The following is a 20592-nucleotide window of genomic DNA, read 5'->3' as shown; positions in this document are numbered from 1 at the left end:
ATCCCGGGCAGGTCCTGCGGACCTTGGCGCAGCCTGCGGCAGCGGCTACAGGGTGCGCCCCGGGTTCATGTCATATGTTCTGGCGGTCGCCCTTGGGGTCGAAGAACACCGAGGAAACGATTTCCGCCTCGATCACCCGGCCATCGGCCAGCGGCGCGAAGACCCGCTCGCCCAGGCGCTGGAGGCCGCCCTTGACCACGCCCAGGGCAAAGGAATAACCCAGGGAGTTGTGGGCGTAGCTGGAGGTCACGTGACCGACCATGCTCATCGGGATCGCCTGCTTGGGGTTGAACACCAGTTGCGCGCCTTCCGGCAGCCACTGGGTCGGGTCGATCGGCTTGAGGCCCACCAGTTGCTTGCGCTGCTCGCGCACGCAGTCTTCACGGTTCATCCCGCGCCAGCCGATCCACGAGAACGGCTTGGTCCGGCCCACGCACCAGCCCATGTTCAGGTCGTCCGGGGTCATCGAGCCGTCGGTGTCCTGGCCGACGATGATGAAGCCCTTCTCGGCCCGCAGCACGTGCATGGTTTCGGTGCCGTAGGGGGTCAGGTTGTACTTCTTGCCGGCCTCGACGATCTGCTCCAGCACGCCCATGGCGTAGTCGGCCTGGACGTTGACCTCGTAGGACAGCTCGCCGGTGAACGAGATGCGGAACACCCGCGCCGGCACGCCGCCCACCAGGCCTTCCTTCCAGGTCATGAACGGGAAGCCGTCCTTGTCCAGGTCGATGTCGGTGACTTCGCTCAGCAGCTTGCGGCTGTTGGGGCCCGACAGGGTCATGGTGGCCCAGTGGTCGGTGACCGAGGTGAAGTACACCTTGAGGTCCGGCCATTCGGTCTGCTGGTAGATCTCCAGCCACTGCAGCACGCGGGCCGCGCCGCCGGTGGTGGTGGTCATCAGGAAGTGGTTGTCGGCCAGACAGGCGGTGACGCCGTCGTCGAAGACCATGCCGTCTTCCTTGCACATCAGGCCGTAGCGGGCCTTGCCCACGTCGAGCTTGGTCCAGGCGTTGGTGTAGATGCGGTTGAGGAACTCCCGGGCGTCCGGGCCCTGGATGTCGATCTTGCCCAGGGTCGAGGCGTCCAGCAGGCCAACGCTGTCGCGCACCGCCAGGCATTCACGCTTGACTGCGGCATGCAGGTCTTCGCCGTTTTTCGGGAAGTACCAGGGGCGCTTCCACTGGCCGACGTCTTCGAACTCGGCGCCGTTCTTCACATGCCAGGCATGCAGCGCGGTGAAACGCACCGGCTCGAAGATGTGCCCACAGTGCCGGCCGGCCACGGCGCCGAAGGTGATCGGCGTGTAGTTCGGGCGGAACATGGTGGTGCCCATCTGCGGGATGCTGACGTTCAGCGAACGGGCGGCGATGGCCAGGCCGTTGACGTTGCCCAGCTTGCCCTGGTCGGTGCCGAAGCCCAGGGCGGTGTAGCGCTTGACGTGCTCCACCGACTCGAAGCCCTCGCGGGTCGCCAGTTCGATGGCGGCGGCGGTGACGTCGTTCTGCAGGTCGACAAATTGCTTGGGCGCACGCGCCGTACCTTTTTCATGGGGCACCTGGAACAGCGCCAGGGTCGGTTCTTCAAGACGAGTCAGGGCCTTGGGCAACACGCCCTCGACGCTCTGGAACCCGGCTTCGCTGGCGGCGCGCACACCGCCCTCGAAACCGTCGGCCAAGGTGTCGCCGAGGCTGTAGACGCCGTTGATGCCACCGACGCACACGCGCTTCTGCGGTGCTTCACCGGGCACGAAACCGAGGATGTCTTCACGCCACACTGGCTTGCCGCCCAGGTGCGAGGCCAGGTGCACCACCGGGCTGTAGCCGCCGGAGCTGGCGATCAGGTCGCAATCGAGCCACTCGCCGGGGCTGGTGACCTTGTGCGCCTTGACGTCGATGGCCGCTACGCGGGCGCCGGTCACGTGCTTGCTGCCACGGGCCTCGATCACCGCGCTGGAGGTGAGGATGCGGATGCCCTTGGCCCGAGCTTCTTCCACCAGGGCACCGCGGGGGTTGTGCCGCGCATCGGCGATGGCCACCACTTGCAGGCTGGCGTCGAGCCAGTCCAGGGCCACGCGGTAGGCGTGGTCGTTGTTGGTGGACAGCACCAGCTTCTTGCCCGGGGCCACGCCGTAGCGGCGCACGTAGGTGGAGACGGCACCGGCCAGCATGTTGCCCGGCACGTCGTTGTTGCCGTAGACCAGCGGCCGCTCGTGGGCGCCGGTGGCCAGCACCACGCGCTTGGCGCGGACCCGATGGATGCGCTGGCGCACCTGGCCGATGGGCGCGCGGTCGCCGAGGTGATCGGTGAGGCGCTCGTGAATGGTCAGGAAGTTATGGTCGTGGTAGCCGTTGACCGTGGCCCGAGGCAGCAGCAACACGTCCGGCAGCGACTTGAGCTCGGCGATCACGCTGGCCACCCACTCCACCGCCGGCTTGCCGTCCAGGCTTTCGCGGCTGTCCAGCAGGCTGCCGCCGAATTCTTCCTGCTCATCGGCCAGGATCACCCGAGCGCCACTGCGGGCAGCGGCCAGCGCGGCCGCAAGACCGGCGGGGCCGGCGCCGACAATCAGCACGTCGCAGTGCTGGTTCATGTTGTCGTAGGTGTCCGGATCGTTCTCGGTAGGCGAGCGACCGAGGCCCGCGGCCTTGCGGATGTACTTCTCGTAGGTCATCCAGAACGATTGCGGGTACATGAAGGTTTTGTAGTAGAAGCCCGGCGGCATCAGCTTGCCGCCGACCTTGCCGAGAATCCCCATCATGTCGTTGTTGACGCTGGGCCAGCCGTTGGTGCTGGTGGCCACCAGGCCCTGGTACAGCGCCTGTTGAGTGGCGCGCACGTTGGGGATCTGGGTGGCTTCGGTGGCGCCGATCTGCAGCACCGCGTTGGGCTCCTCGCAGCCGGCGGCGAAGATGCCCCGGGGCCGGGAGTACTTGAAGCTGCGACCGATGATGTCCACGCCGTTGGCCAGCAGGGCCGAGGCCAGGGTGTCGCCCTCAAAGCCCTTGTAGCTCTGGCCGTTGAAGGTGAAGGTCAGGACTTTGTTGCGGTCGATGCGTCCGCCGTTGGACAGGCGATTGGTCTGGCTCATACCTTCTCTCCAGCAGCCTTGGCGGTGAACTGCGGTTTGGTGCCTATCTTGTAGGTTTCAAGAATTTCGTAGGTCACGGTGTCGCGGGTGGCGTTGAAGTACTGGCGGCAACCGGCGGCGTGGATCCACAACTCGTGGTGCAGGCCGCGAGGGTTGTCGCGGAAGAACATGTAGTCGCCCCACTCCTCGTCGGTGCAGGCGTTGGGGTCCAGCGGCCGGGGAATATGCGCCTGGCCGGACGAGTGGAATTCCTCTTCGGAGCGCAGCTCGCCGCAGTGAGGACAGAAGATATGCAACATAGGGAGTTGTCCTTTTAGTGGGCGACCGCAGCAGCGCCGTGTTCGTCGATCAGCGCGCCGTTGTGGAAACGGTCGATGGAGAAAGGGGCGGCCAATGGATGCATCTCGCCCTTGGCGAGGCTCGCGGCAAACACGTTGCCCGAGCCCGGGGTGGCCTTGAAGCCGCCGGTGCCCCAGCCGCAGTTGAAGAACATGTTCGGCACCGGGGTCTTGGAAATGATCGGGCAGGCGTCCGGGCTGGTGTCGACGATGCCGCCCCACTGGCGGTTCATCCGCACTCGGGACAGCACCGGGAACATCTCGACGATGGCCTGGATGGTGTGTTCGATCACCGGGTAGGAACCGCGCTGGCCGTAGCCAACCCAGCCGTCGATACCGGCACCGATCACCAGGTCGCCCTTGTCCGACTGGCTGATGTAGCCGTGCACCGCGTTGGACATGATCACGCTGTCGATGATCGGTTTGATCGGTTCCGACACCAGCGCTTGCAGCGGGTGGGATTCGATCGGCAGGCGGAAGCCCGCGAGCTTGGCCATGTGCCCGGAGTTACCGGCGGTGACCACGCCGACGCGCTTGGCGCCGATAAAGCCCTTGTTGGTCTCGACGCCGATGCACACGCCGTTTTCCTTGCGAAAGCCAATGACTTCGGTCTGCTGGATCAGGTCCACGCCCAGGGCGTCGGCGGCCCGGGCAAAGCCCCAGGCCACGGCGTCGTGACGGGCCACGCCGCCACGGCGCTGGACCGTGGCGCCGAGGATCGGATAACGGGTGTTTTTCGAGCAATCCAGGTAGGGAATCTCGTCCGCCACCTGCTGGGTGTTGAGCAGTTCGCCGTCGATGCCGTTGAGGCGGTTGGCGCTGACCCGACGCTCGGAATCACGGATGTCCTGCAGGGTGTGGCACAGGTTGTAGACCCCGCGCTGGGAGAACATCACGTTGTAGTTGAGGTCCTGGGACAGGCCTTCCCACAGCTTCATCGCATGCTCGTAGAGCTGCGCCGACTCGTCCCACAGGTAGTTGGAACGCACGATGGTGGTGTTGCGCGCGGTATTGCCGCCGCCCAGCCAGCCCTTTTCCACCACCGCGACATTGGTGATGCCGTGTTCCTTGGCCAGGTAGTAGGCGGTGGCCAGGCCATGCCCGCCACCGCCGACGATGACCACGTCGTAGACCTTCTTCGGGGTCGGCGTGCGCCACATGCGCTGCCAGTTTTCATGGTGGCTGAGAGAGTGCTTGAAGAGGCCGAAGCCCGAATAGCGTTGCATAGTCATTGCTCCAGTTGCGGCTCTCAGCGGTAAACCGGGAAATCAGCGCACAGGGCTGCCACCTGGCGCGCGACATTGGCCTCGACGTCGGCATCGCCGAGGTGATCGAGGATGTCGCAGATCCAACCGGCCAGTTCAGTGCACTGGGTGACCTTGAATCCGCGGGTGGTGACCGCCGGGGTGCCGATGCGCAGGCCGGAGGTGACAAACGGCGACTGCGGGTCGTTGGGCACGGCGTTCTTGTTCACGGTGATGTGGGCGCGGCCCAGGGCGGCATCGGCATCCTTGCCGGTCAGGCCCTGGCGAATCAGGCTGACCAGGAACAGATGGTTGTCGGTGCCGCCGGACACTACATCGTAGCCGCGTTTGATAAATACGCCGGCCATGGCCTGGGCGTTGTCGATCACCTGTTGCTGATAGGCCTTGAACCCGGGCTCCAGCGCTTCCTTGAAGCACACCGCCTTGGCGGCGATCACGTGCATCAGCGGACCGCCCTGGGCACCCGGGAACACCGCAGCGTTGAGTTTCTTCTCGATCTCTTCATTGGCCTTGGCCAGGATCAGGCCACCACGGGGACCGCGCAGGGTCTTGTGGGTGGTGGTGGTGACCACGTCGGCATAGGGCAGCGGGTTGGGATACAGACCGGCGGCCACCAGCCCGGCGACGTGGGCCATGTCGACGAACAGCAGCGCCCCGACCTTGTCGGCAATCTGCCGGAAACGCGGGAAGTCCAGGGTCTTGGAGTAGGCCGAGAAGCCGGCGACGATCATCTTCGGCTTGTGTTCCACGGCCAGGCGCTCGACTTCGTCGTAGTCGATCAGCCCGGTGGTGGTGTCGATGCCGTACTGCACGGCGTTGTACAGCTTGCCCGAGGACGACACCTTGGCGCCGTGGGTCAAGTGACCGCCATGGGCCAGGCTCATGCCGAGAATGGTGTCGCCGGCCTGCAGCAGGGCCAGGTACACCGCGCTGTTGGCGGAAGAACCGGAATGCGGCTGGACGTTGGCGTAGTCGGCACCGAACAGCTGCTTGGCGCGCTCGATGGCCAGGGCCTCGACCTTGTCCACGTGCTCGCAGCCACCGTAGTAGCGCTTGCCCGGATAGCCTTCGGCGTATTTGTTGGTCAGCCCGCTGCCTTGCGCCTGCATCACCCGCTTGCTGGTGTAGTTCTCCGACGCGATCAGCTCGATGTGATCTTCCTGGCGTTGTTCCTCGGCATTGATCGCCGCCAGCAGTGCATCGTCGTAACCCTGGATCTGGTCTTGCTTGCTGAACATCACGTCTCTCCCAGCGGCGGCGCTGCGCCTTTCGTCTCGGTGAGGCGAGCCTTACAGCTACGCCCTTTGGATGCGATGGTATGACCGGCAAGGGGAACTCAAATGCCTATGGACGCCACGCAAAGGTGCGTTTACGACATGCTTTGGCGCACGCAGATAAATGCCTCGGGCCACAGCCGGGGGAAGGCTCTGGATCGGCGCCCTGCGGCCCTGTAGCCGCTGCTGAGCCCGCGAAGCTGCGCAAAGGTCCGCAGGACCTTGCCTGGCGATCTCCCGCCAAACCTCTAAACCTTCAAGATCGCCCCGTCTGCCACGTCGAAATGCCGCCCAAGCCGTTCGCAGCCTGCGGCAGCGGCTACAGGAGTTGGCGCAGGGCCAGCAGCAGGAGAAAGTGCGCCGGGTACAGCAGGTAGGCCCAGCGGCGCATGGCCGGCACCGCCCCGCCACGCAGCCCCCGCAGCAACATCAGCCCGAGCAACGGCGCCAACAGACAGGCGGCAATACCGCAGGTCGCCACCCAATTGCCCAGGCGCGCCGCCGGGAACAAGGTTTCCCATTGGTTGGCCGCCAGGCACAAGGCCCCGGGCAGCAGGCTGAAATACCAGGGGCGGCGCTGCACCAGCAGCAGGGCCAATGGCAGCAACACCCCGAACGCGCCAAACATCAGCCAACGGGAAAACCCCAGCGCCAGCAGCAGAGCCGCCAAGCCAAGCGCCAACGCCAGCCCCCTGGGCCGCTGCCAGCCCCGGGCCACCAGCAACCCCAGGGCCAGGGTCGGCAATACATTCAAGGTGTCGGGATCGGGCACGAACAGGCGATAGGGAATCTCACTGAGCCCGCTGAACAGCAGCAGCCTGCCCAGGTAGCGCCATTGCCCGAGCTGGTGGCCAGACCGATCAGCAACCCGCGCCAGATTCACCGCCATCGCCAGGCAGAACCAGGGAAACGCCAGACGCCCCGGGACATACAGCCAGTCCAGGCTCAGGCCCACATAACGCAGGTGATCGAGGACCATGCTCAACAGCGCCAGCCACTTCAGCGCATCCAGCGCCCCATCGCGCCGAGGGTGGTCGGTTTTCAGCATCGCATCACGCATAAATCCTTATGGGCCCTGCATTATTCCGGCATAAACAGAGCGTGTGCTGAGCCATTGTTCTTGGGTAAAGTGCGCACCATCATCGACCACGGAGCCGGCCATGACCGACAAGAGCCAACAATTCGCCAGCGACAACTACTCCGGCATCTGCCCCGAAGCCTGGGCCGCCATGGAGCAGGCCAACCACGGCCACGAGCGCGCTTACGGCGACGATCAGTGGACCGCTCGCGCCGCCGATCATTTCCGCAGATTGTTCGAAACCGACTGCGAAGTGTTCTTCGCCTTCAACGGCACCGCCGCCAACTCCCTGGCCCTGTCGTCGCTGTGCCAGAGTTACCACAGCGTGATCTGCTCGGAAACCGCCCACGTCGAAACCGACGAATGCGGCGCCCCGGAGTTCTTCTCCAACGGTTCCAAGCTGCTGATCGCCGGCACCCAGAACGGCAAGCTGACCCCGGAATCGATCCGCGAGATCGCCCTCAAGCGCCAGGACATCCACTACCCCAAGCCGCGGGTGGTGACCCTGACCCAGGCCACCGAAGTGGGCAGCGTCTACACCCCTGAAGAAGTCCGCGCCATCAGCGCCACCTGCAAGGAACTGGGGCTGAACCTGCACATGGACGGCGCGCGCTTCTCCAACGCCTGCGCCTTCCTCGGCTGCACCCCGGCGGAGCTGACCTGGAAGGCCGGCGTCGACGTGCTGTGCTTTGGCGGCACGAAAAACGGCATGGCGGTGGGTGAAGCGATCCTGTTCTTCAACCACCAGTTGGCGGAAGACTTCGACTACCGCTGCAAGCAGGCCGGCCAGCTGGCCTCGAAAATGCGCTTTCTCTCGGCGCCCTGGGTCGGCCTGCTGGAAAACGACGCCTGGCTCAAGCACGCCCGCCACGCCAACCACTGCGCGCAGTTGCTGGCCCAGCTGGTGGCCGACATTCCTGGCGTGGAACTGATGTTCCCGGTGCAGGCCAACGGCGTGTTCCTGCAACTTTCGGAACCGGCGATTGCCGCCCTGACCGCCAGGGGCTGGCGTTTCTACACCTTCATCGGCAAGGGCGGCGCGCGCTTCATGTGCTCCTGGGACACCGAAGAAGAGCGCGTGCGCGAACTGGCAGCCGACATCCGCACCGTGATGAGCGCCTGACCCACCTTTCTGACCGGAGGGTTTCCTGTGGCGAGGGAGCTTGCTCCCGCTGCGCCGGCCGGGGCGCAGCGGGAGCAGAGCCTTACCGAGTCAAGAGCTTGCGAGCATGGGGTTGGCTGCGCCACCCAACGGGAGCAAGCTCCCTCGCCACAACAGCAACAGCAACCGGCCATCAGTTCACAAATTCCTGAACTGATTATTTGCCCCTGCTGATTCAACATCCGCCGCCTTTATCCGAGACTCCGGGGTCGACCTATAAAAACAAAGGCTCCACCCATGACGACTCAGTCTTGCGTCACCGAAAAGGCCCAGTCTCCTGGCCTGAAGATCGAAACCCGCTCCATCGACTACGTGCCGCGCAACGAGCGCCACGGCAAGGTCTGGCACCAGGGCCCGTTCTGGTTCACCGGCAACTTCGTGCTCACCACCATGGTCACCGGCTTCACCGGCGCGGCCCTGGGTCTGGCCCTGCAATACGCCATCCTGGCGATCGTCATCGGCGTGTGCCTGGGCACCTTCTGCATGGCGTTTCACGCCAACCAGGGCCCGCGCATGGGCCTGCCGCAGATGATCCAGTCCCGCGCCCAGTTCGGCCTGCGCGGGGCCATCGTGCCGTTCACCGCGGTGGTGTTCGTCTACATCGGCTTCAACGTGTTCAACGTGATCCTCGCCACCGACGCCATCAACACGGTGATCCCCGGGGCCCGGGCGCCCTGGTACACCTTGATGATCGCCATCGCGGTGCTGATCGCGGTGGTCGGCCATGACCTGCTGCACACCGTGCAGCGCTGGCTGACCTACGTGATGATCAGCGTGTTCGCGGTGCTCACCGTCAGCGCCCTGCTGACCCTGCAGGCCGATGCTGCCGTGGCCGACGCGCATTTTTCCTGGTCGGCGTTCCTGATCCAGCTGTCGGCCGCCGCCGGTTACCAGATCAGCTATTCGGTGTACGTCTCCGACTATTCGCGCTACCTGCCGCACCAGACGCCATCGCGCCAGGTGATCTTCTGGACCTACCTGGGCGCCGCCGGATCGGCCCTGTGGCTGATGTCCCTGGGGGCCTTCCTGGCCTCGGCACTGCCCTCGCCGGACGCCATCGCCAGCGTGCGCGAAGTGGGCAACCAGCTGATTCCGGGCTTCGGCACCTTCACCGTGCTGATCGCGGTGCCGGCGCTGGTGGGCATCATGGCGGTCAACTGCTACGGCGCCATGCTCACCGGCATCAGCGCCATCGACGGCTTCAAGTCGATCCAGCCCACGCTCAAGAGCCGGGTGACCGGCATCCTCCTGGTGGCGGTGGTGATCTTCCTGATCGCCATGAACATCCCCGAGAGCTACCTGGGCAGCTTCAACACCTTTGTCCTGCTGATGCTGTACTTCCTGGTGCCCTGGACCGCGGTCAACCTGGCGGACTTCTACCTGGTGCGCAAAGGCCGCTATGCCATCAGCCACATCTTCAATCCCGCCGGCATCTATGGCCGCTGGTCCAGCGCCGGGTTGCTGGCCTACTTCCTCGGCCTGCTGGCGATGGTGCCGTTCATGTCCCTGAGTTTCTACCAGGGCCCACTGTCCCAGGCCCTGGGCGGCGCCGACATTGCCTTCGTGATTGGCCTGGCGGTGGCCGGGCTGGTCTACTGGGCCCTGACCCGTAACCTGGACCTGGAAGCCGAACGCCTGGCCATCCAGGCCAGCGAACAGCAACTGGAAGGAGGCGCGCAATGATCCCCCAGACATCCCTGAAAGTGGCCTGCCAGCAACTGGCACCGCGAATCGGCGACCTGGACTACAACCGCAACCTCAGCGCCGAGGCCATCCGCCAGGCCGCCGCCCGCGGCGCCCAGGTGGTGGTGCTGCCGGAACTGGTGCAGAGCGGCTACGTGTTCCGCGACCGCCAGGAAGCCCTGGTGCTCTCGGAAAGCCTCGACGGGCCGACCCTGAGCCTGTGGAAAACCCTGGCTGAAGAACTGCAGGTGGTGATCGTCGGCGGCTTCTGCGAGCGCCTGGACGATCAACGCGTGGCCAACAGCGCGGCGCTGATCGAGCCGGAAGGAACGCTGACGGTGTATCGCAAGGCGCACCTGTGGGATCAGGAAAACCTGATCTTCACCCCCGGCGACGAACCGCCACCGGTGGTGCCCACCCGCTTCGGGCCGATCGCCATGATGATCTGCTATGACCTGGAGTTCCCCGAATGGGTGCGCCTGCCGGCCCTGGCCGGGGCGGCGCTTTTGTGCGCGCCGGTGAACTGGCCGGACGGCCCGCGCCCGGCCAGCGAACGCCCGGCGGAGATGATCCGGGTACAGGCCAACGCGGCAGTCAATCGGATGTTCATCGCCGCCTGCGACCGCTGTGGCGAGGAGCGTGAGGTGAACTGGGTGGGCGGCTCGACCATTGTCGACGCCGACGGTTATCCGCTGGCGGGCAAGGATCGGGAACGCACCGAGCAGTTGCTGCTGGCGGAGCTGGATCTGGCCCAGGCCTGGCACAAGTCCATCAGTGAGCATAACCATGTGCACCTGGATCGGCGCCCGGCGTTGTATCAGTAACCGGGGGATCAGGTTGCACCTGTTCGCTGGCAAGCCAGCTCCTACAGCAGATGGGTGTAGGAGCTGGCTTGCCGGCGATCAGAACTCCACCCGCACGTCGCCCTTGGGCACGCTGCAGCAGGACAGGATGTAGCCTTCGGCTTCGTCTTCCTCGGTGATCCCGCCGTTGTGTTCCATCGCCACTTCGCCCCCCAGCTTGAGCACCTTGCAGGTGCCGCAGATGCCCATGCCGCAGGCCTTGGGGATCATCAGGCCGAGCTTGGCCGCGGCCGCGTGCACGGTTTCCCCCGGGGCCACGCGGATGCTCTTGCCGGAGGCGGTGAACTCCACCTGATGCAGATCGGCCAGGTCCGGCTCCGGCGCTTCGGCGGCTTGTTCGGCATGTTCCACGGCGTCGGCCCGGGCTTCGGGCGGGGTCGCGCCGAAGGATTCCTCGTGGTAGCGCGCCATGTCGAAACCGGCGGCTTCCAGCAGACGCTTGACCGCGTTCATGTAGGGCGTGGGGCCGCAGCAGAACACTTCCCGTTCAAGAAAGTCCGGGGCCATCAGCTCCAGCATCTTGTGGTTCAGGTAGCCGCGATAACCGGCCCAGGGCTCGCCCAGGCCGTGTTTCTCGCAGATCAGGTGCAGGCTGAAGTTGTCGATCCGCGAGGCCATGTGCTCCAGCTCGCGGTGGTAAATGATGTCCTTGGGTGAGCGGGCGCTGTGGATAAACACCATGTCGACGTTGGCGTTGGTGTCGTAGAACCAGCGCGCCATGGACATCACCGGGGTGATGCCGACGCCGCCGCTGAGGTAGAGCACTTTCGGGCTGGGGAAGTCGATGGCGTTGAACAGCCCCACCGGCCCGTGCACCGCCAGCTCCTGGCCCTCATGCAGGGTGTCGTGCAGCCAGTTGGAGACCTTGCCGCCCGGCACGCGCTTGATGGTCACCGAGAAGCTGTAGGGCACCGAGGGCGAGCTGGAAATGGTGTAGGAGCGCATCACCGGCTGGCCTTCGATCTCCAGCTCCAGGGTGACGAACTGCCCGGGCTTGAAGAAGAACATGATCGGCTGGTCGGCCATGAAGCAGAAGGTCCGCACGTCCCAGGTTTCCTGGATGACTTTGACGCAACGGACGATGTGACGGCCATTGGCCCAGGTCTGGGTGGTTACCGGGTTGAGGAAGGTGTTGGACATGCTGTTCTCCGCGGCCGACTGTCGGCGTCTTGTCAGCGATTCTGCGTAAGGCTTCTCGCGCCCATTTACCTATCTGCGACATTCACATGCTTATCGCGACCAGCCCCCAGCTGCCGGGGCTGGCGCGTCGGGAACAGATTGGGCCATGTCGCCCACGGATAAGGTTCAAGGCGCCCGCGGACCCACACTCGCCTCAAACACGACAACCGATTTTTCGTGACTTGCGTAGCACCCACCGTAGCCACTATTTAATTCGCCGGCCGCACCGAACGGCCATGAGGACTTGAACGATGGACGTCACCGCAACCCTGAGCTTGGGCGATCCACTGGAACCTGCACGCAAGGCCACTGCACAGATGCTGCAGGAGCGCGAGCGGACCTTCTCCCTGCCGCAGCCCTTCTACTGCGATGAAAGGCTGTTCGATATCGACATGCAGGAGATCTTCCAGAAGGAATGGCTGATCGCCGGCATGACCTGCGAGATCCCCACCAAGGGCAACTACATTACCCTGCAGATCGGCAAGAACCCGATCATCGTCATCCGCGGCGCCGACGGTGTGGTCCACGCCTTCCACAACGTCTGCCGCCACCGCGGCTCGCGGCTGTGCACCAGCGACAAGGGCAAGGTGGCCAAGCTGGTCTGCCACTACCACCAGTGGACCTACGAACTGGACGGCCGCTTGCTGTTCGCCGGCACCGAGATGGGCGCCGACTTCGACATGAAGCAATACGGCCTGAAACCGGTGAACGTGAAAACCGCCGGCGGCTACATCTTCATTTCCCTGGCGGAGAATCCGCCGGCGATCGACGATTTCCTCTCCACGCTGGCCCATTACATGGAGCCCTACGACATGGAGAACACCAAGGTGGCGGTGCAGACCACCTTGCATGAAAAGGCCAACTGGAAACTGGTGCTGGAGAACAACCGCGAGTGCTATCACTGCGGCGGCTCGCACCCTGAACTGCTGAAAACCCTGCTGGAATGGGACGACGTCACCGACCCGCGGGCCGACCAGGCGTTCAAGGACCACGTGGCCGCCTCCGCCGCCGCCTGGGAAGCCGAGAAGATCCCTTACGCCCACGCCAGCTTCGGCCTGCGCAATCGCATCGTGCGCATGCCGCTGCTCAAGGGCACCGTGTCCATGACCATGGACGGCAAGCAGGGCTGCGCCAAGCTGATGGGGCGGATCAAGAATCCGGACCTGGGCTCGATGCGCATCCTGCACCTGCCGCACTCGTGGAACCACTGCATGGGCGATCACATCATCGTGTTCACCGTGTGGCCGATCAGCGCCCAGGAAACCGTGGTCACCACCAAATGGCTGGTGCACAAGGATGCCGTGGAAGGCGTGGACTATGACGTCGCGCGCATGCGCCAGGTGTGGGACGCCACCAACGACCAGGACCGGCGCCTGGCGGAAGAGAACCAGCGCGGCATCAACTCCACCGCCTACCAGCCGGGCCCGTACTCCAAGACCTACGAGTTCGGCGTGGTCAACTTCGTCGACTGGTACAGCGAGCGCATGCTGAACAACCTCGGCGCGGAACCGGCGCCCTACCTCAAGGGCGTGCCGGTCACTGGCTGATACCGCCAGCACGGCAGCGGCTACAGGGTTTGTGTAGCCGCTGCCGCGGCAGGGCCTTCAGGGCCGTGACCAACTGATCGCGCCGGTCTCTCCAATGAAGTCTTCGCTGATCTGCGAGCCGCTCAATCTCACCCTCACATAACCATTGCGCACCCGCAGCGGGTAGTTCGGATCACCCGCCGACAGGGTTTCCGACCACAGCACCTGAGGGTTGCCTTTCAGCTCGCGGGTGACGCCATAGGGAATCGCCCCGTGGCCGATGCAGCGCCCGTACATGCCGTCCTTGGGCGCATAGCAGATGCCATTGTGCAGGTGCCCCCAGTACCAGTAATCCGGAACCCGCCCCAGGGCCGCGACCACCTGCTTGTACAGCACCGTCTGCTGCTGGCCGCTGATATCCAGCCCCTGGTGATGACTGAGCACCATGATCTTGCGCCCCTGCCCCTTGCTGACCATCAGGTCCTCGAGCCATTGCTGCTGTGGGACATTGAGGTTGCCGTCCATGTACAGGTTCATTTCGTCGGCGGTATAGGCACTGTCCAGGCCGACGATCAGCCAGTGGCTGTTGAACAGGGCGAAGTAGCTGGTGCCCTGCTGCTTGGGAAACAGCGCGGCGATCTCGGCAAAGTAGCCATGGGCACCGCTGTACATCTCGTGGTTGGAGTTGAGGCTGAATGACGCCAGGCTGCCCTGGGGCCAGTCGACCAGGTCGGCGCCCTCCTCGGTGCCGGTGCCGGCGTAGTACACATCCCCCAGGTGGACGGTGACATCCGGCTGGTCCTGCTTGATCAGGTCCGCCACGCGCTGCGCCGCCGAATTGGGCTGAAAATAGCCGGTGCCCCAGTCTCCGGCCATGTCCAGCAGCACGTTGTCGGCCATCTTGATCAGCGCCGGGGTGCTGCCGAAGGGCGCGTGCTTGTGCTGGTTCTCGATCCAGTTGAGCAGGGCCTCGCTCCAGCGCAGGTCCAGCAGTTCCCATTGGCGACAGCCCAGCAGGGTGCCGTCCTTCATCACCTGGGTCTTCAACTCGTCCACCGTTTGCGGCAAGGGCTTGGCGTTGCCCAGGTGCAAGACCGACAGGCCGTGGGCCAGTTCCCAGGGCACCGGTGCCTGACCGGGGGGCAAGTCGCCGTGGATCAGGGCGTACTGCGCCTGGTCATGGGCGCGCTGCAGCAGTTGCACGATCGCCTGCAGCTCCGCCGGCTCAAGCTGGCTGGCGAGTTTTTTCCAGGCCAGGTCGAGCCTGGCCAACAGCCCGTCGACACGGGCTTTCACCTGTTCGTATTCGTGTTCCAGATTGCTCACAAATGACATGCTGGCATCCCTCTTGATGGTCCCTCTGCTCAAACGCCGAACGGGCGTCACAGGGTCTTCATGTATTCGATCAACTGCCACTTCTGCTCTGCGGAAAGCTGCGTGCCGTACAGATGGCCGCTGTTGCTGTTGCCCTCCAGATGCGTGTCGTACTTGAAGTAGCCAGGGCCCTGCACCGTCGCGCCACTGGTGATGAAGCCGACTTTTTGCGGGTCATACACATCCGAGCCGGTGTAGAACACCTGGGGCCGCAATTCCGGCGCCTGCAACAGGTCCCACAGGCTCGGCACCGAGCCGTTGTGCAGGTACGGCGCGCGCAACCAGATGCCGTCGGTGGGGGTGTTGCTGTAGCTCTGGGTCTTGCGATAGGCGCCAAAGTCGAACGGCGGCTTCTTGAAGCCGTGGAAGGCCTGCACCAGGCCGGTGGTGAAGGAGTCCAGGCGATGGGGGTCGGTGCCCAGCGCCTGAATGTTGGTGGTGACCTGGCCGGTGTCGGCCTTGCCGAAATCATGGCAACCGGCGCAGTTGGCCTCCCACAGCGGCTTGCCCTGGGCCACCTTGGCCTGATCGAGGGCGAACGGCCAGGCCGGCGGCTTGTGCCCCAGCAGCCAGTTGGTGACCCGGTTGAAGCTCTCAGGCAGCACCGATTGCGGGGTCGCGCCCACCGCCATCGCCGCCGCGTAGTTGCGCTCGCGGATCTGGTTGTTGTTGCCGTCCCAGTGCAGGTACATCGATTCCCGGGGCTTCTGGTTCCAGATCTGCGGCAGGTCCACGGTGCCGATGGTCGAGTCGTCGGGGAAGCCGAACACCACCATCTTGGTCGGGTTGAAGGTGTCGGTACGCCCCGGCCCTTGCGGCGGCCGCAGCTTCTGCCAGGCATAGGCCTGCTTCTGCTTGAGCAGCGCGCTCTTGGCCATGGGGATGATCAGGTAGCGGTTGTACAGGCGCTCGATGAAGCCCAGCTGGAACTTGGCGTTGATCGCGTTCATCACCGCATCCACGGTGAATGTCGGATCGCTGGCGCAATCGTAGGCGAACCACTGGAAGGCCTGGAGCTGCATCAGGTTGGCCGGTGCGGTAGGCACCACCTGCGACACATCGCCCGCGCTGGCGCGGTAGGCACCGGTGTGGCACAGGGCGCAGTTGGGCTCCACCGTGGGGTAGCCGAGCTGCCGCTTGGCCATGCCCACCGGCAGGTCCCGGCCGTTCTCGTAGAGGAAGCCGAAGACCTCGTAGCCACCGGGTCGCGGCAGTTTTTCCGGGCACAGCTGCGGCAGCACGGCAAACAGGTAGTAAGGAATCCGCGCTTCGATGCCCAGGCCGATGGCGGCGTACTTGAAGTGATCCTCGTCGGAGGCTTCCACCGGCTGCGGCACCTCGCGCAGCATGTTGACCCAGGTCTGGTAGCCGACAAACCCCAGGACCAGCAGCGACACCAGGGCGCCGACGCGAAAGCTGTGGCGTGCCCAGCAGGCGGCCCAGTGTTCACGCAGGCCCTGCAGCCCGGCACAGAGCAAGGCCCAGGGCCGGTTGGCCGGGGCACTGCCCAGGTACAGCAGGATGCCGAGGATCAGGAACATGCCGAGGTCACCCATCAGCATGGGCACGAACACCTGGGACTGATTGCTGGTGTCGATCAGGTAGATCCAGAACACCACGGCAATCAGCCGCGACAACACGCACAGCCAGGAATGCACCACGAAGCGCGGCGCGTTACAGCCCGAAGGCAGGTAGAACAGGCTGATGCCCACCAGCAGCATGCCGGTGTTTTCCAGCCAGGGATCAGACAGCACCGGCGGCAAACCGACCACCGCGGTCAGCAGCGCCGGGGCAAACAGCGCCGGCAGGGCGAACACCATGTTCATGGCGATGCCCAGCCAGATAAAGCGTTGGAACCAGCGGATATAAGCGTTCATCTCAACCTTCCCTGCATCCATGTGGAGCGGCCGCCGCAGCCTGCACTCGGCCTCCAAGTGCGCTTGCTGCGGTGCCTGTTGCCTGATCTGGCGCGGGCCCGCGGTGATCTTGCCGCGGGCTGGCCAGGGTCAGCCCTGGGCGGTCTTGTCCAGGTGCGCGAGGATCAGCGGGTACACATCCACCACCGCGTTCTTGCCGAAAATGCAGTCGATGTGCCCGTAACCCTGCACCACGTGGCGGCTGAACAGCTCGGGACCATGCAGTTGGCACAGGCGCTCGTAGGTCTTCTGCGTGCTTTGCGGCAGGTAGCACTGGTTGTCGGCACCGCTGATGAAGCAGATCGGCAGCTTCAGCCGGTCGAAATGCGGCATGTAGACGTCGCGCCCCTTGAAGTCCACCAGATGCCCTTTGCGGCAGATCAACGCCAGGTGCTCGAAGGTTTCGATATTGGACGCGCCGAACAGCTCGTGCAGGTTGTCGTGCAGGGTCTGGTTGAGGGTGTCGTGGCGGTACAGCGAGGCGTACATAAAGGTGATGCGATGGCACACCGGGTTGGTGCAGTAGCCCTGGGCTTCAAGCCGGGCATAGCCATTGAGAGCCGTGTCGTAGAGCTTGTTGAACCAGCTTTCCTTGCTGTCGGCATAGGCCGTCAGGGACCTGATGCCGATGGCGTCGAGCATGCCCGGCAGGTGCAACCCGGCCTTGATCCCGGTGGCGGTGGCCACCACGGCGTCGGCGGCGATCTGCGAGCAGACCACCGAGCGCACGTCCTTCAAGCCCGCCAGCAACGACATGAAAAAGGTCGTGGCGCCGTAGCAGTGCACCACGCACTGCACGTCCCGGGCCCCGGTCGCCTGCTTGATCTGGCCGATGGCGGCCTTGAAATCGTAGGCGGCGATCTGGTCGCCATTGCACTCCTGCTTGCTCGCCGGCAGCAGGATGCTGACCCGGAAATCCAGGAGCCAGACGTCATAGTCGTGCTTGCACAGGTACTCCAGCAGGTTGGTCTGGATGGTGTCGGTGGAGAAGATATTCGAGCCCACGCCCAGCCCGTGCACCAGCATCACCGGGCCTTTGCTGCCGGCCTGATAACGGGTCAGGCGCAAGTGCACCTGGTCCTCGGTCTGGAAGAAATGCACGGTCGGCGCCGGCGCGTCCAGGGGCCGTTTCAGCCGGGGCGGCGCGTCGGGGTTGAAGTAGATATCCCCGGCGAACACCCCGCCGTAGCTCTCCCAGAGAATCCCGGCGAAAAACTTGCCAAAGCGCGCCAGGCCCTCGATGCGCTCGCGTTCGTTGCGTGCGTTGAGCACCTTCATGGTGGTCATCTGCTTGGCGAAGTCCGCCGGCAGGATGTGCATCACCCCGCTGCCCAGCACCGGGCCGCTCTTGTCCTGGCCGCGGTACAGGGTCACGTAGAGGGTGCTGGTGTCGGGCCAGATGTTCAGCACGCCGTGGTCCTCGGGCACGGTCTTGAAGGCGCTGAAAAAATACTCGTGGCCGTCCTCGGCGCTCAGGCGCATGTCGTAGTTCATGTGGCGCACGCCCACTTGCTGCTGATACTCCTCGAACAGGTTGAACACGCCGTGGCTGGCCACCAGCGGCTGGGCCGACAGCGCCGGGGCATTCAGGGTGCCGACCAGGGTCGCGGCGTGCGCGGGCTCCTTGATCATCCGGTCGAGGTCGTCGGCGGTGATGGTCAGGGTGAACTCGATGGGGGAGTTCTGCGCCTCGCCGCGCTTGGCCGCCGCCTGATAGAGCGCCAGATCGGTGCCCTGGGGCTGGGTGAAGGCGGTGGAAAAATACCCCTTCATGGTCTCGGTGAACTGCACGCCCAGGGTCGGCGCCGGCACCGCCTTGCTGGGGGCCGAGGGCAGGCTGTAGTCGATCTTCCAGCCGCGATCCTCAGCCAGCAGGCGCATGTTGCGCTCGCTGACCGCGGAGATGGTCAGCAGCGGATTGACCGCCAGTGAAGTCGGAATCACCGCGCCGTCCGCCACATACAACCCGGGATAGACCTCGGTGCCGCTGGCGCCGCAAAACACCTGGCCCTTGTGGTTGACCACGCCCTGCCCGGCATCCTCGCCCATCACGCAGCCCCCCAGCGGGTGTACCGAGACGATGCTGTGCTTGAGCAGCTGGGTCCAGATCGGGTTCTCCACCCAGATCCCGCCCAGGGCCTTGGTGCACTGGTACAGGCGCTCGTTGCCGAGGACCACGTTGGGTTGCTCGCCAACGCCCGGCCAGTCGATGCGCAGCTGGTCCTGGTCATCGAGCAGCATGCGCCCGCGGCCGTTGTCGTGACTCATGATCAGGTAGGTCTGCATATTGTGCAGGGCGCCGTAGTAGGGCCCGCGCACAAAGCTTTCGGCCTCGCGCGCCTTGTAGCCCAACCGACCGCCGAGGCTGTCGTCGGTGGCCTTGCCCAGGGTCCCGGCGAACAGCGCCATGCTCGGCACCATGGCCCGCCCCAGAGCGCCGGGAATCGAGCCCTCCTCGATCACCATGCGGCTGCGCCAGTCGCCTTCGCCGCGCATGTCGATCACCGAAGTGATGCACGGCCCCACGGGTTTGAGTTCATCGGCCGAGTGCGTGCCGAAGCCGATGCCATTGATGGTCTGCTCGCAGTTGTGCCCAAAGCCGAGGATGTCGCCGTTGCCGCTCATGTGCTCGCCGAGCTGGGCCGAGGTGGGCAGGCCCTTGGCCTTGGAGCGCAGGAGGATTTCCGTGGAACCCAGGGTCCCGGCGGACAGCACGACGATGTCGGCCTTGACGAACAGGGTCGGCGCCGAGAACGTCTCGCGGCCACTGTCCAGGTACTGGAAGTGCACGATCCAGCCGTCGCCGTCACGCTCCAGGTAGCGCACCTGGGCCTGGCAGAAAATCTGCGCGCCATGATTGCAGGCGTCCGGCAGGTAGTTCATCAGGGTGGTGTTCTTGGCCTTGTTGTTACAGCCCGAGACGCAGTCGCCGCAGTGATTGCAGGGCAGTTGCTCGACCCCGACGTGGTTGAGGTTGTTGGGCAGCTTGTTGAAGGTCACGTTGATCGGCGGCTTGTAGAAGTGCGAGCCCTGCTTGAGAAACTCCGCGGATTTGCGATGAGCCACCAGCTTGGGCAAGGTCGGTGCCGAATCCGGATAGGGATTGGGCTTGAGCATCTCCCGGGCCCGGGCGAAGCCCTCCTTGAGCAGGGTGTCACGGTGCTCGCGCACCGCCTGGGGCCAGCGTGGGTCATCGAAGACCCCGGGTTCGGGTTCCAGGGCGACGTTGGCGTTGATCAGCGAAGTGCCCCCCAGGCCACAGCCCACCACCACGTTCTGCTGGGCGTTGACGTGCAGATCGAAGAGTCCGGTACGCGAACCGATATGACCTTCGGGGTCATGCACCTGCAACTCCTCGGTGGCGCTGGCCAGGGTGTTGGGGTACTCGCCGGGCTGGATTTCCCGCCCTCGCTCCAACAGGCAGACCCGGCGGCCGGCCCGGGACAATCGGGAAGCGGCGATGCCGCCCCCGTAGCCGGAGCCGATGACAATCACGTCGTAGTGTTCCTGGATCTCGCTGATGGGGGTCGCGATCCGAGTCATGGCGGGGTTCCTCTCAGGCAGATGGGGCAACTCGTGGGTCGCCTCTAATGGGTGCATCCGTTGGCGCGCAGGCAGCCGAACAGGCAGGCCTTGGCGCCTGAAACACCTGCAGTGCAGTCAGTGAAGGGACAGAACGAAGGGCAGGTCTATAGGCGTGCGCGCTGGTTGGCGGCACGGCGACGGGTACGTCGAGGGAGGGGGGCCCCGGTCGGATAAACCTGCGATGAACGACAATCCATTGCCTGCGCTCCCTGAGCCGGATGTGGATAAGTTGCCGCTAAGTCCTTGATGCCTCAGTGAAGA

Annotated in this window: 13 protein-coding genes; 4 read left to right on the top strand and 9 right to left on the bottom strand. The window is 64.7% G+C overall.

Features of this window, described 5'->3' with window-relative positions; genetic code table 11:
- Nucleotides 1–70: 70 nt before the first annotated feature.
- The 5 genes from GWQ44_RS08365 to GWQ44_RS08345 form a co-directional block, all read right to left on the bottom strand.
- Nucleotides 71–3088 carry a sarcosine oxidase subunit alpha gene (locus GWQ44_RS08365; protein ID WP_103741769.1) on the bottom strand — a complete coding sequence of 1006 codons (3018 nt, stop codon included), beginning with the start codon at nt 3086–3088 and terminating at the stop codon, nt 71–73.
- Nucleotides 3085–3387 (bottom strand): sarcosine oxidase subunit delta, encoded by a 303-nt coding sequence (locus GWQ44_RS08360; RefSeq protein WP_011063902.1) that lies wholly within the window; start codon nt 3385–3387, stop codon nt 3085–3087. Before GWQ44_RS08360 ends, GWQ44_RS08365 begins: the two co-directional genes overlap by 4 nt.
- Nucleotides 3388–3401: 14 nt before the next feature.
- Nucleotides 3402–4652: a sarcosine oxidase subunit beta family protein gene (locus GWQ44_RS08355; RefSeq protein WP_016964291.1), complete on the bottom strand. Its 1251-nt coding sequence runs from the start codon at nt 4650–4652 to the stop codon at nt 3402–3404.
- A 23-nt stretch (nt 4653–4675) separates the two neighbouring features.
- Nucleotides 4676–5929: a serine hydroxymethyltransferase gene (locus tag GWQ44_RS08350; RefSeq protein ID WP_047306418.1), complete on the bottom strand. Its 1254-nt coding sequence runs from the start codon at nt 5927–5929 to the stop codon at nt 4676–4678.
- A 355-nt stretch (nt 5930–6284) separates the two neighbouring features.
- On the bottom strand, nt 6285–7025 hold the full coding sequence (locus GWQ44_RS08345) for a TraX family protein (RefSeq protein ID WP_275927020.1): 741 nt from the start codon (nt 7023–7025) through the stop codon (nt 6285–6287).
- 100 nt (nt 7026–7125) lie between these two features.
- On the opposite strand from GWQ44_RS08345, the gene GWQ44_RS08340 reads away from it, so the two are divergent.
- The 3 genes from GWQ44_RS08340 to GWQ44_RS08330 all read left to right on the top strand — a co-directional run bounded on the left by GWQ44_RS08340 (nt 7126) and on the right by GWQ44_RS08330 (nt 10712).
- A complete protein-coding gene (locus GWQ44_RS08340) occupies nt 7126–8166 on the top strand; it encodes a low specificity L-threonine aldolase (RefSeq protein WP_016964288.1) in 1041 nt (346 codons plus the stop codon).
- Nucleotides 8167–8442: 276 nt separating this feature from the next.
- Nucleotides 8443–9888 (top strand): cytosine permease, encoded by a 1446-nt coding sequence (locus tag GWQ44_RS08335; RefSeq protein WP_047306420.1) that lies wholly within the window; start codon nt 8443–8445, stop codon nt 9886–9888.
- Complete coding sequence (locus tag GWQ44_RS08330; RefSeq protein WP_016964286.1) at nt 9885–10712, top strand: nitrilase-related carbon-nitrogen hydrolase; 828 nt, start codon at nt 9885–9887, stop codon at nt 10710–10712. Before GWQ44_RS08335 ends, GWQ44_RS08330 begins: the two co-directional genes overlap by 4 nt.
- Nucleotides 10713–10790: 78 nt before the next feature.
- Here the strand turns inward: GWQ44_RS08330 and gbcB are convergent, their stop codons facing one another.
- The gene (gene gbcB, locus GWQ44_RS08325; RefSeq protein ID WP_016964285.1) at nt 10791–11891 is read right to left on the bottom strand and encodes a glycine-betaine demethylase subunit GbcB; all 1101 of its coding nucleotides are present in this window, start codon (nt 11889–11891) and stop codon (nt 10791–10793) included.
- Nucleotides 11892–12181: 290 nt separating this feature from the next.
- Here gbcB and gbcA point away from each other — a divergent pair, with 290 nt between their 5' ends.
- A complete protein-coding gene (gbcA, locus tag GWQ44_RS08320) occupies nt 12182–13477 on the top strand; it encodes a glycine-betaine demethylase subunit GbcA (protein ID WP_016964284.1) in 1296 nt (431 codons plus the stop codon).
- A gap of 57 nt (nt 13478–13534) precedes the next feature.
- Here gbcA and GWQ44_RS08315 read toward each other — a convergent pair whose 3' ends face one another.
- The 3 genes from GWQ44_RS08315 to GWQ44_RS08305 all read right to left on the bottom strand — a co-directional run bounded on the left by GWQ44_RS08315 (nt 13535) and on the right by GWQ44_RS08305 (nt 20289).
- Nucleotides 13535–14791, bottom strand: coding sequence for a metallophosphoesterase (locus GWQ44_RS08315; RefSeq protein WP_275927019.1), 1257 nt, complete (start codon nt 14789–14791; stop codon nt 13535–13537).
- A gap of 47 nt (nt 14792–14838) precedes the next feature.
- A complete protein-coding gene (locus GWQ44_RS08310) occupies nt 14839–16707 on the bottom strand; it encodes a hypothetical protein (protein ID WP_275927018.1) in 1869 nt (622 codons plus the stop codon).
- Nucleotides 16708–16836: 129 nt separating this feature from the next.
- Nucleotides 16837–20289 (bottom strand): GMC oxidoreductase, encoded by a 3453-nt coding sequence (locus GWQ44_RS08305; RefSeq protein ID WP_275927017.1) that lies wholly within the window; start codon nt 20287–20289, stop codon nt 16837–16839.
- Nucleotides 20290–20592 lie beyond the last annotated feature (303 nt).

It is taken from the genome of Pseudomonas sp. 3MA1, from assembly GCF_029237275.1.
GTDB lineage: Bacteria > Pseudomonadota > Gammaproteobacteria > Pseudomonadales > Pseudomonadaceae > Aquipseudomonas > Aquipseudomonas fluorescens_AP.
The sequence above is the reverse complement of the archived record's forward strand: the minus strand, read 5'-3'. Positions and strand labels throughout refer to the sequence as shown.

What these genes read in the sequence shown, in the direction of transcription:
- GWQ44_RS08365 (WP_103741769.1), bottom strand. Translation starts at nt 3,088, where the DNA reads ATGAGCCAGACCAATCGCCTGTCCAACGGCGGACGCATCGACCGCAAC.
- GWQ44_RS08360 (WP_011063902.1), bottom strand. Translation starts at nt 3,387, where the DNA reads ATGTTGCATATCTTCTGTCCTCACTGCGGCGAGCTGCGCTCCGAAGAG.
- GWQ44_RS08355 (WP_016964291.1), bottom strand. Translation starts at nt 4,652, where the DNA reads ATGCAACGCTATTCGGGCTTCGGCCTCTTCAAGCACTCTCTCAGCCAC.
- GWQ44_RS08350 (WP_047306418.1), bottom strand. Translation starts at nt 5,929, where the DNA reads ATGTTCAGCAAGCAAGACCAGATCCAGGGTTACGACGATGCACTGCTG.
- GWQ44_RS08345 (WP_275927020.1), bottom strand. Translation starts at nt 7,025, where the DNA reads ATGCGTGATGCGATGCTGAAAACCGACCACCCTCGGCGCGATGGGGCG.
- GWQ44_RS08340 (WP_016964288.1), top strand. Translation starts at nt 7,126, where the DNA reads ATGACCGACAAGAGCCAACAATTCGCCAGCGACAACTACTCCGGCATC.
- GWQ44_RS08335 (WP_047306420.1), top strand. Translation starts at nt 8,443, where the DNA reads ATGACGACTCAGTCTTGCGTCACCGAAAAGGCCCAGTCTCCTGGCCTG.
- GWQ44_RS08330 (WP_016964286.1), top strand. Translation starts at nt 9,885, where the DNA reads ATGATCCCCCAGACATCCCTGAAAGTGGCCTGCCAGCAACTGGCACCG.
- gbcB (WP_016964285.1), bottom strand. Translation starts at nt 11,891, where the DNA reads ATGTCCAACACCTTCCTCAACCCGGTAACCACCCAGACCTGGGCCAAT.
- gbcA (WP_016964284.1), top strand. Translation starts at nt 12,182, where the DNA reads ATGGACGTCACCGCAACCCTGAGCTTGGGCGATCCACTGGAACCTGCA.
- GWQ44_RS08315 (WP_275927019.1), bottom strand. Translation starts at nt 14,791, where the DNA reads ATGTCATTTGTGAGCAATCTGGAACACGAATACGAACAGGTGAAAGCC.
- GWQ44_RS08310 (WP_275927018.1), bottom strand. Translation starts at nt 16,707, where the DNA reads ATGAACGCTTATATCCGCTGGTTCCAACGCTTTATCTGGCTGGGCATC.
- GWQ44_RS08305 (WP_275927017.1), bottom strand. Translation starts at nt 20,289, where the DNA reads ATGACTCGGATCGCGACCCCCATCAGCGAGATCCAGGAACACTACGAC.